This window comes from Sphingopyxis sp. sgz302558 (assembly GCF_057220455.1).
Genome location: NZ_JBXPUZ010000005.1, coordinates 63975 through 74684, shown reverse-complemented (window position 1 = coordinate 74684; position 10710 = coordinate 63975). Strand labels below are relative to the sequence as shown.

7 protein-coding genes and 1 tRNA gene are annotated in these 10710 nt (G+C 63.3%); 4 read left to right on the top strand and 4 right to left on the bottom strand.

Annotation, left to right across the window (positions count from 1 at the left end; genetic code table 11):
* Window positions 1-210: 210 nt before the first annotated feature.
* Window positions 211-286: transfer RNA gene (locus AC2TC0_RS14735), tRNA-Thr, on the bottom strand.
* Window positions 287-443: 157 nt separating this feature from the next.
* Here AC2TC0_RS14735 and AC2TC0_RS14730 point away from each other — a divergent pair.
* The 3 genes from AC2TC0_RS14730 (at window position 444) to AC2TC0_RS14720 (ending at window position 7595) form a co-directional block, all read left to right on the top strand.
* Window positions 444-1811: a PAS domain-containing protein gene (locus AC2TC0_RS14730; RefSeq protein WP_484718244.1), complete on the top strand. Its 1368-nt coding sequence runs from the start codon at window positions 444-446 to the stop codon at window positions 1809-1811.
* Between the two features lie 195 nt (window positions 1812-2006).
* Window positions 2007-6719: an NAD-glutamate dehydrogenase gene (locus AC2TC0_RS14725; RefSeq protein WP_484718243.1), complete on the top strand. Its 4713-nt coding sequence runs from the start codon at window positions 2007-2009 to the stop codon at window positions 6717-6719.
* Entirely contained in the window at window positions 6720-7595 is an 876-nt protein-coding gene (locus tag AC2TC0_RS14720) for an ATP-grasp domain-containing protein (RefSeq protein WP_484718242.1), read from the top strand.
* On the opposite strand, the gene AC2TC0_RS14715 is transcribed toward AC2TC0_RS14720, so the two are convergent.
* The gene (locus AC2TC0_RS14715) at window positions 7561-7791 is read right to left on the bottom strand and encodes a ribbon-helix-helix domain-containing protein (protein WP_484718241.1); all 231 of its coding nucleotides are present in this window, start codon (window positions 7789-7791) and stop codon (window positions 7561-7563) included. The genes AC2TC0_RS14720 and AC2TC0_RS14715 overlap by 35 nt on opposite strands.
* Window positions 7792-7904: 113 nt before the next feature.
* Here AC2TC0_RS14715 and AC2TC0_RS14710 point away from each other — a divergent pair, with 113 nt between their 5' ends.
* Window positions 7905-8660, top strand: a complete 756-nt coding sequence (locus tag AC2TC0_RS14710) for a helix-turn-helix domain-containing protein (RefSeq protein ID WP_484718240.1) — start codon at window positions 7905-7907, stop codon at window positions 8658-8660.
* A gap of 170 nt (window positions 8661-8830) precedes the next feature.
* Here AC2TC0_RS14710 and phbB read toward each other — a convergent pair whose 3' ends face one another.
* Entirely contained in the window at window positions 8831-9553 is a 723-nt protein-coding gene (gene phbB / locus AC2TC0_RS14705) for an acetoacetyl-CoA reductase (RefSeq protein WP_484718239.1), read from the bottom strand.
* 125 nt (window positions 9554-9678) lie between these two features.
* On the bottom strand, window positions 9679-10680 hold the full coding sequence (locus AC2TC0_RS14700) for a hypothetical protein (protein ID WP_484718238.1): 1002 nt from the start codon (window positions 10678-10680) through the stop codon (window positions 9679-9681).
* Window positions 10681-10710: the final 30 nt, after the last annotated feature.

Here is a 10710-nt window from a genome sequence, read left to right as displayed (position 1 = left end):
GGCGTCTCTATCCATCAAAAGCGCAACGCAACTGGAATCCGGCTTTTCGGCCCTTTGAGATATCTGGCACAAATTACCTAGAATCAATGCTCTGAGACGGTCTCTGGCCCGCGGAGGCCCAATTGCGCTTGCGCTAAACGCCGGACAAAGCGCGACAATACCGCGCAAGCGGTCACGAACTAAGATATTGGTATCAAAAGAAAAAGTGCGTGGTGCCGCTTACAGGACTCGAACCTGTGACCCCATCATTACGAATGATGTGCTCTACCAACTGAGCTAAAGCGGCTTGGGCTGGGCCGTTAGCAAGCAGGAGGCACGAAAACAAGCGTTGATGCTCGGGCCGCCTGCCTCTTCTTTCCGCATATCGTTTACGCGCCATTTACCACTGTGGGTCCATTTAGGGTGCCGAACTTGCTCGTTTGGGGACTTTGATGATGGACAGCATGCGCGGATTGCTCTCCGGCAGCGGCGAACAGATGGATGGGGCGATCGAAGCGCCCCCCGCCATTGGCACCGATGAACGCCGGATGCAGGTGCGGGCCTATAATTTCTGGGCCAGCATGCTGGGAGACCGCGCCTATCCGTCGGTCGAAGACCTGGATATCGACAATCTGGACGATTTCGGTCCGCATGCCGTTCTGCTCGATTTCACGGCCGGGATCGAAGACCCCGCGATCGTTTTTCTCGGCGACCGGCTGCGCGCCGAAACCGACCATGCTGACGATGCGCACTATATCAGTCAGGTGCCAAGCCGCTCGGTTTTGAGCCGCCTGACTGACCATTATCTGCAGATCATCGCCAACCGCGCACCTATCGGGTTCGAGGCCGAATTCGTGAACGAACGCGGTGCGACCATCATGTATCGCGGAATTTTGCTGCCCTTCTCGTCCGATGACGACTCCATCGATTTTATCATGGGTGTGATCAACTGGAAGGAAGTGGTGGTTCCCCCGCAGTCCGACGAGTTGGTGCTGGAGGTCGAGGCCGCCCTGCGTGCGCCGCAGCCGCAGCAGCTCAGCGCGCCTGTCCCGGTGTGGGCCGACGGTCCCGACAGCGAGCATCTCGATAACGAACCCGAGGATGATGGTGCCGAGCCAGGCTTTAAGGCGCTCGCCAGCGCCGCGCCTTATGCGTCGGCGACGGCCGTGCCCCCGGTTGCCCCGGTCATGGTGGAGGAAGCCGTGGCCGATGAACCGGTCGAGCTGGGTGACGATGCCGGCTTAGCCGACTGGTTGGCGCTGGCCCGCGAAACAGCCGCCACCGCGCAATCGGCCGACAATCGCAGCCGCAATGCGCTCTATGCCGCGATTGGCCGTGCGTGGGATTTCGCTATTGCTGCCGAAGCGCAGCCGGATGATTTTGCCGAACTGCTCGCCGATGCGGGCCTGAAGGCTCAGGAACGCGCGCCGATGACGCCGGTCGTCAAACTGGTGTTCGGCGCGCGCTATGACAAGACGCGACTTGCCGAATATGCCTGTGTTTTGGGCCATGCCAAAGACAGCGGAATCGGGCGCGGCGCCTTGCCCGCTTATCTCGAATCTTATTCGGGCGGCCTTAAGGCGCTGCTGCGCGACGAACGTGCGCGCAAGCGTCCCGAACGGGTGAAACCCGAGCGCGCCGATCCGGTGGCTCAGCTGGAATCGCTCCGCGCCTTGCCGCCCGCCATCATGCTCCCCATCGCCGGCGAACAGGAATTTGTCGTGCTGGTGGCGCGCCGCGTCGATGCCGACCACGTCGGTTTGGTTGCATCCGTTGATGCCGACAATCCGGCGTGGACCAAGCTGCTCGCCAAGGCGCAGCCGCTGGGCTGATCGCATTCATGATCAATTGTCCGTTGACCTCGCATGCTGCGGGACGACGCAGCAATGATCAGCGATATTTTTCCTTGGTCCCGGTCGCAAGGGGTTGAGCCAATGCGCGCGTGGGCGCATAGGCAGGGCTACCAGACATGGCAGGGTCAGCTCGGGCGGCTCCCGGGCGCCTAAACGCCGGGGACGCAGGACTTTATGGCTACGAATACGGATCGTGGGACGGCCGAATCTGCTACGGATTCGACGGACTTGGGGGCTGCGTCGCTACCGCCCGCCATCGTTGAATGTTTGACCACAGCGCTGGGCGAAGGTGCGCTCCCCGGCGAGGGCGACGGTTTTTCGGCCGCCGCCCGCGCCGAGGCTGGTCGGTTCATGGCGCGCGCGGCCTTGCACCGCGCACCTGACCGCGTGAACGTTCTGCTCGAGCCGATGCCTGGTGATGCGGGTGGTGGCCGCCGTATGCGGCTGGCGCTCGTCAATGACGACATGCCTTTTCTGGTTGATTCGGCCTCGGTGCTGATCGCCGCCGAAGGTCTGGCAGTCGAACGCATTCTGCACCCCGTGCTGACCGTGCGCCGCGACCGCTATGGACAGCTCACCGACGTCAGCCTTGAACGCGAAAGCGGCGAAAAGCGCGAATCGATGATCTATGTCGAGCTCGAGCGCGGTGATGCGCGCGTGCGGCGGCAATTGGTCGCGGCGCTTGAGGCGGGGCTTGCCGATGTCCGCGCCGCGGTGCGCGACTGGCCCGCCATGCAGGCGGCGATGCGTGCTGACGCCGACACGCTGCACGATGGCGAGGCTGCGGCGCTGCTGCGCTGGTTTGTCGACGGTTCGATGACGCAGCTGGGCCATGTCCACTGTGACCGCGCAGGCAAAGCGGCCAATGCGGTCGGCATTTGCGCCAGCAGCCACGAACCCTTGTTGTCACAGGCTGCGCTCGACGCTGCCTTTGCGTGGTTCGACGGCGGCGGGCGGGTGCCGCTGCTCGTCAAATCCAACCGGATGTCGACGGTCCACCGCCGGGTTCTGCTCGACCTTGTCATTCTGCCGCTACGCGACGGCGGCAAGCTCACGGGCCTGTCGCTGCACGCCGGGTTGTGGACCAGCGCCGCCTTGTCCAGCCCGCCTGCCAAGGTGCCGGTGCTGCGGACCCAGCTGGCCCATTTGAACGACAAATTCGGCTTTGACCCCTCGGGCCATGCGGGCAAGGCGCTGGTCCATGCGCTGACCGCACTGCCGCACGACCTGCTGATTGCTTTCGATCCAGCCGCGCTCGAACGGTTGGTGCTGACCGCCATGTCCATTACCGATCGGCCGCGGCCCAAGCTGGTGACGGCGGTCGACGCGCTCCAGCGGCATTTGTTTGCCTTTGTCTGGCTGCCGCGCGACGAGGTATCGACGGGGCGCCGGATCGCCATTGAGGCGATGCTGATCGAAGCTGCGCGGGCCAAGCTGCTGGGCTGGACGATAGCGGTTGAGGACGGCGGCGCCGCGTTGCTGCGCTATACGCTTGACCTGCGTGGCGGCGGGGTGGTGCCCGACACCGATGCCCTCGACGAACGGCTGAAGCAAATGGTGCGCGGCTGGGTGCCCGAGGTTGAGGCCGCGCTGGCCGCGCGCGGTGAGGAAGGGCGTGCGGCGGTGCTGGCGCAGCGTTTCGGCGCCCGCTTTCCTGCCAACTACCGCAATCTTTATTCGCCCGAAGAAGCGGCACGCGACATAATGCGGATGCGCGATCTGAACGCAGACGCGCCGCGCGCCGTTCGCCTGGCGGTCAAGCCAAGCGACGGGGACCAACAGCTACGCCTCAAGGTTTACAGCCAAAGCGGTCCGTTGGCGTTGTCCGACGTGGTGCCCGTGCTGGAAAATTTTGGCTTTACGGTGCTCGAAGAAGTGCCGACGGTGCTTGCGGGCGAGAGCGGCGATCCGCACGGCCAGCACATCCACGATTTCCTGCTGTCGGTTCCCGCTGCGGTGGCCACCAATGCTGTCGTTGCCCGCGCCGATATTCTCGAGAAGGCCGTCGAGGCAGTGCTCGATGGCAAAGCCGAAAACGACGCCTTTAACCAGCTCCTGATTGCCATGGAGATCGAGCCGCGCGCTATCGTGTGGTTGCGCGCCTGGTTCCGCTATCTCCGCCAAACCGGCCTGTCCTATGGCATGGACACAGTGGTCGCCGCGCTGCGCGGTGCGCCCACCATTACGCTGGGACTGATCGCTCGGTTTGTTGCGCTGCACGATCCGGCGGCGCACGATGATGCAGCAGCAACCGAAGCGCAGACGGCGATGGATGCTGCCTTTGCGCAGGTCAGCGCGATCGATGACGACCGTATCCTGCGCCTGTTCGGTGCGGTGATCGATGCGACGCTGCGAACCAATGCCTTTGCTCCTGCGGCCAAGGAAGCGTTGGCGTTTAAGCTGGACAGCGCTGCGGTTCCCGGCTTGCCCAAGCCGCTGCCCTGGCGCGAGATTTTCGTTTATTCGCCGCGCGTCGAAGGTATCCACCTGCGCGCCGGACCAGTCGCGCGCGGCGGTCTGCGCTGGTCGGATCGGCGCGATGATTTCCGCACTGAAATTCTGGGCCTGATGAAGGCGCAGCGGGTCAAGAACGCCGTCATTGTGCCGACCGGCGCCAAGGGTGGTTTCTATCCCAAAGCGCTGCCCGATATGGCCGTGGACCGCGATGCCTGGTTTGCCGAGGGCACCGAATGCTACCGGATCTTCATCCGCTCGTTGTTGTCGGTCACGGACAATCTGGTGGCCGGCAAGGTCAGGCATCCGGCCAAGGTCCATATCCGTGACGGCGATGATCCCTATTTTGTGGTTGCCGCAGACAAGGGGACGGCGACCTTTTCCGACGTCGCCAATGCGCTCGCCATGGAGCGCGACTTCTGGCTGGGTGACGCCTTTGCGAGCGGCGGATCCAAGGGCTATGACCATAAGGCGATGGGTATCACCGCCAAGGGTGCGTGGGTGTCCGTACAGCGCCATTTTGCTGAAATCGGCGTCGATGTGCAGACCGAAACGATCCGCGTGGCGGGTTGCGGCGACATGTCAGGCGACGTGTTCGGCAATGGGATGCTGCTGTCGAAAGCCATCAAGCTGGTCGCCGCATTTGACCACCGTCATATCTTTCTGGATCCCGATCCCGATCCGGCGAAGAGCTGGGCTGAGCGACAGCGCATGTTCAATCTGCCGCGCTCCAGCTGGGCCGACTATGAAGCCACGCTGATTTCCAAGGGCGGCGGCATTTTTCCGCGCAGCCAGAAAAGCATCCCCCTGACGCCCGAGGTGCAGGCGATGCTGGGCCTAACGCAGGCGGAAGCCGATCCGGCCACGATCATTTCCGCCATATTGCGTGCCGAAGTGGACCTCATCTGGTTCGGTGGCATCGGCACCTATGTAAAGGCGGCGGTGCAGAACAATGCGGAGGTGGGTGATCCTGCCAACGACCGGCTGCGCGTCAATGCCGAGGAGCTGCGTTGCAAGGCCATTGGCGAGGGGGCCAATCTGGGCGTGACGCAGGCCGCGCGCATTGCCTTTGCCGCGCGCGGCGGGCGGGTGAACACCGATTTCATCGACAACAGCGCGGGCGTCGACTGTTCCGACAATGAGGTGAACATCAAGATCGCGCTCAACCGTGAAATGGCCGAGGGGCGGCTTGCGCAAGACGACCGTGATGCGCTGTTGCTCGCCATGACCGACGACGTTGGCGCACTGGTGCTAGAGGATAACCGGCTGCAGGCGCTGGCGCTATCGATCGCTGAACAGGGCGGCGTGGCGGCCGTGCCCTCGACGTTACGGCTTATTGAAGGTTTTGAAAGCGCGGGACGCCTTGACCGCCAGGTCGAAGGGCTGGCGGCCAATGACGAGCTGCAGCGCCGCGCGCAGGATGGGCATGGGCTGTATCGCCCCGAACTGGCGGTGCTGCTGTCGACGGCGAAACTTGCTTTGCAGGATGCTATCGAAGACAGCGTGTTGGGCGACGATGCGGCGCTGGCAACCGATCTGGCTGCAGCATTTCCGCCCGCCATGCGGACAAAGTTTGGCGAAGCGATAGCGCAGCACCAGCTCCGCCGTGAAATCATCGCGACCAAGCTCGCCAACCGCATTGTCAACCGGCTGGGCATGATCCACCCGTTCGAGCTGATGGAGGAAGAGGGCTGCGCGCCTGCCAACATGGCATCCGCCTTTGCCGTGGCCGAACGCCTGTTTGACATGCCCGTGCTGTGGCACGCGCTCGACACGGCCGAGGTCAGCGAAGCCACACGCCTGTCGCTATTCGCGCAAACGGCCGCTGCGATGACGTCGCAAATGGCGGACATTCTGCGCGTCGCTGCACCCGGCAGCTCGCCTGCAGCAACCGTCGAGCGACTGAAGGGCGGGGTCAGCAAGCTGATCGGAAGTGTCGATGCTCTGCTGGGCGACACAGTGCGCCAGCAATGGGACCAGCTCGCCGCACGCCTTGCCGACGCGGGTGCAACCCCCGAACTTTCCACCGCCGTCGTCCGCCTGTTCAAGACCGATGGCGTTGTCGGCCTTGCCGATCTGGCGCACCGCCAGGGGGCGGACGTGATCGATGCGACGCATGCCTTTACCCGCCTGGGTGAAGCATTAGGCCTGGATTGGGCACAAACGCTCGCCGCGCGCATGTCGCCCGCTGACCCGTGGGAGCGTTTGCTGGTCAACAGTCTGGCTCGCGATTTCCAGCAGATGCGTCTCGATTTCCTGGCAAAGCTTGATGCCAAGGCGCTGGGCGCAGCGGTGGACGCATGGCTCGATTCGCAAGCTGGGCGTATCGCACAATTCCGGGCAACGGTTGATCGCGCGCGTACCATCGCCAACCCAAATGGCGCGATGTTGTCGCATCTGGCCGGGCAGGCGCGGAATTTGTTGTTGCGCTAAATGCCCTTCCAGCCGCGCATTGCGATTTTGGTGCCGCCGCACGACCATCCCGAGGTGTGGCAGACGGGCTATGCGCGCAAAGCGCTGGCGCTTGCAGCGGCGGGGCTGGCGGTTGAACAACGGCTGTGGACAGACCCCGGCGATCTCGGCGGGTTCGACCTCGTCACCCCGCTTTTTGCTTGGGGGTATCAGCGCGACGTGACGCGCTGGTTCGGGTTGCTTGATCGGCTGGAGGCACAGCAGCTGCCGGTCGTCAATCCGGTCCGGCTGGTGCGCTGGAACAGCGACAAATCCTATCTGGGTGAACTTTTGGCACAGGGCGTGGCGGTGGTGCCGACCGTTTTTGTGGACGCGTTGGACGATGGAAGTTTTGCGTCGGCGTGCGATGCGCTCGGCGCGAGCGATGTTGTGATTAAGCCGGCGATTTCGGCCGGTGCCGATGCGACGCACCGTTTGCTGCGCGGGGATCGGCTGCCCCCCGATGCGATGGGGCAGCGCCGCCTGGTCCAGCCGCTGATGCCGGGCATTGTCCGCGACGGTGAATTTTCGCTGTTCCTGTTCGATGGCGAGGTCAGCCATGCCATCGTCAAGCGACCGGCGCTGGGCGATTTTCGTGTGCAAGAGCAGTTCGGCGGCCGCGAATTTGCCTGGGCAGCGACAACAGAAGCAAAGGCCCTTGCGGCGGCGGCGCTGGCCGCTTGCCCGGTGCAACCGACCTATGCGCGCGTCGATATGGTCGGCGATGTGGACGGCAAGCTCCACATCATGGAACTGGAACTGATCGAACCGTCGCTGTTCCTGCACTTTGCACCCGACAAGGGCGCTGCCTTTGCTGCCGCATTCAGCCGCGCTGCAACCACAGCCATTGGCGGATAGCGCTGGTCAAATTGGGCGGGTTCGCCGCCGCCATGCGTTCTACATCGATATTGGCGACCAATGCGTTGACCGGCAGGCCGGCGTCCAGCGCCGCCGCTTCCAGGGCATCCCAGAAAATCGGCTCCAGGCTGATCGACGTTGGATGCCCGGCGATAGTGACACTGCGTTTGACGGGGGGGTGGAGCGGTGGCGGCATTGCGGTGGCCTAGCGCGAAGTCGGTGCGTCCCGATACGATTTATTTGGGGTGGTCGCCATCATGGCAGCAGCTTAAACCAAACGGGACGCCGGACGCAGAAATGGACGAAAATATGTCATCAGCCGTCTCCAGTTTGACGGAAAAGGAAAAGCAGGCGCTGCGCTTGCTCGTCAACGGCTATGACGCCAAATCGATGGCACGGCAGCTGGGGCTTTCGGTCCATACCGTCAACGAACGGCTGCGCGAGGCGCGGCGCAAGATGGCGGTGTCGAGCAGCCGGGAAGCGGCGCGCAAGCTGCGCGAATTGGAAGGGACGTCCCCCGAATTTCTTGCCCCCAAGTCTTTTGGGGATGCGCCGGGCTCCGACACAGCGCCACAAGCAGCTCCACCAGCCCAACGACGCCCCGTGCGCCATCCTGTGGGCTGGATTGCAGGAGCCATTTTCATGACCTTAAGTCTTGCCCTCATCGCCCTTTCCGCGCTGTCAGGTGCGGTGGACGAACCCAGATCCGCGGCGACGACGACAACCAGCCCCGCCGCCGAAACCGATGCCGTGCGTGCCGCGCGGGCGTGGCTCGCGCTGGTCGATGCCGCCGATTGGCAGCGTAGCTGGGATGCCACCAGCCGCACTTTTCAGTCGCTCAATACGGCTGGTCGCTGGGCCGAGGTGGCGGCATCGATACAAACGCCGCTCGGCGCCAACATCGCCCACGAACTGGTCAGCGAGGATTTTGTCCCTGCACCGCCGTCGGGATATCAGCTGATCAAATTCAAATCACGCTACGCCAATAAACCCGAAACGACGCTGACCCTGACGCTCGAGAAGGAAAATGAACGGTGGAAAGTGTCGGGCGTCATGCTCGATTGAACATGGCGCACCAGGCAGCAGCGGCGACGGCAAAGCCGCCGCCGTGACGTCAGACGGGTTCGGCGGCCTTGCGGACCGCCGCCCCGCTGGCCGAGCCGGTGGCTGCCTTCGGCACCGGCACCTGAGGCGGCGTTCGCTGCGCGACCGCTTGCCTGACGTGCCTGCCACCATCAATACATGTGTTGGCCGCCGTTGATGCTCAGCGTCGATCCGGTCACAAAGCCGCCTTCCTCGCTGACCAGGAACGCCACGCCGCGTGCAATTTCGCTTGCTTGGCCCAGCCGCCCCACTGGAATTTTGGCGACGATTTTTTCCAGCACTTGTGGCGGCACGGCGGCGACCATGTCGGTGTCGATATAACCCGGCGCAATGGCATTCACCGTCACGCCCTTTTTCGCGCCTTCCTGTGCCAGCGCCTTCGTAAAGCCGTGAATGCCCGATTTCGCGGCGGCGTAGTTGACCTGGCCATATTGACCGGCCTGGCCATTGATCGATCCGATATTGACGATGCGTCCCCAGCCGCGCTCGACCATGCCGGGGAAGCAGGCTTTGGCCATGTTGAAACAGCCGCCGAGGTTGATGCGCATCACATCATTCCAGTCGTCATAGCTCATCTTGGCCAATGTGCCGTCGCGCGTGATACCCGCGTTGTTGACGACAATATCAACAGGACCCACTTCGGCCGCAACGCGTGCGCAACCTTCCAGGCACGCGGCATGGTCGCCCACATCCCATTTATAGGTTTTGATACCGGTTGCGGCGGTGAATTCTGCCGCCTTGGCATCGTTGCCGGCATAGTTGGCAACGACCGTGATCCCCATATCGCGCAGCGCGAGACTGATGGCCTCTCCGATCCCCCGGCTGCCGCCGGTGACGATTGCTATACGTGCCATATTCTGCTCTCCCGTTTTAGGCTTTTTGCTTGCCTATCGGGCGGGCAGGATGCTCGCAAGTTGACGGGGGCGTCAACTGCGCGTCGCTTATGCAATTTATGCCGAACGGGCTCTTTGCATCGAAATCACGCTGCGCGCCGCGCCGCTTCTGCGTAAATCGCGGCGACGGCTTGATGCACCCACAGCGGAGCTTCGGGATCATGGCAGGTCAGCGGGAGCGTCCGCTTTTCCACCACATTGCCGCGCTCGATCAACGCCATCCACTCAATCGCGCCCAAGCCCGCCATGACAGCAGCGCAATCCTGCGCAGAGAAGGGGCCCTGATGGGCAAATTCGCGCACCACGGCGATGATTTCCTGTGCCTGCTCGCGCGCTGCGCCGTTGATAGTGCGCGCCAGCTGGATCGCCGATTGCCGCTGCGATGCGGCGCGCGCGGCGGCCTCGGGGTCGGCGGCGCTGTCTTCGAAACGCGGCACGGGCAGCAACCGGTCTTCGGGCCACGGCCCCTGCATTGCCACTTCCAGCGCGTCAACGACGGCAACCAGTGCGTCCCAATTCTGGGGATGGTTGGCCGGTTCGGCCAGATCCAGCGCTACCGGGCGTGGCGGCAACGGGGTGGTTTCCGGGGGGGCGACGCTGGCTTCGGTGCTATCGGCCGCCAAGTCGACAGTTTCAACATCATGGTCGGCCAGCATCGCGTCAACTGACTCCGGTTCGAACGCGGTAACTTCGACGGCGTGTGTTCCGGCATCGTGCGCAAATGTTTCCGGCGTCGGGTCCGCAGCTTCGGGAGTAGGAACAGCTTCAACGTCGGTTTCTACTTCGGCTTCCACTTCTGTGGCGACAACCTCGCCAAAATCATCGCCTTCGTCCGACCGGGCACCGATGCGCGACAGACGGCTTGATGTCACCGGTTCGGCGATGGCTGCTTCGGCCATTTTGTGAGCTTCTTTGGTGGCTTTCGCGGCAGCAGCACGGTCGCGTGCGACCTGAACCAGGTCCTTGGGGCTTTTGGCCTTGCCGCTCATGACGAGCTTGATGACCACGGCCCCCAAAAAGCCAAGGGCGACCAAGATGATGATTGCGGTCCAAGCCGCCGGATTCAATTGCGCTAAGATGTCAAACATAGGTTCCGGCCATGAAAAAGCTGAGGAGAC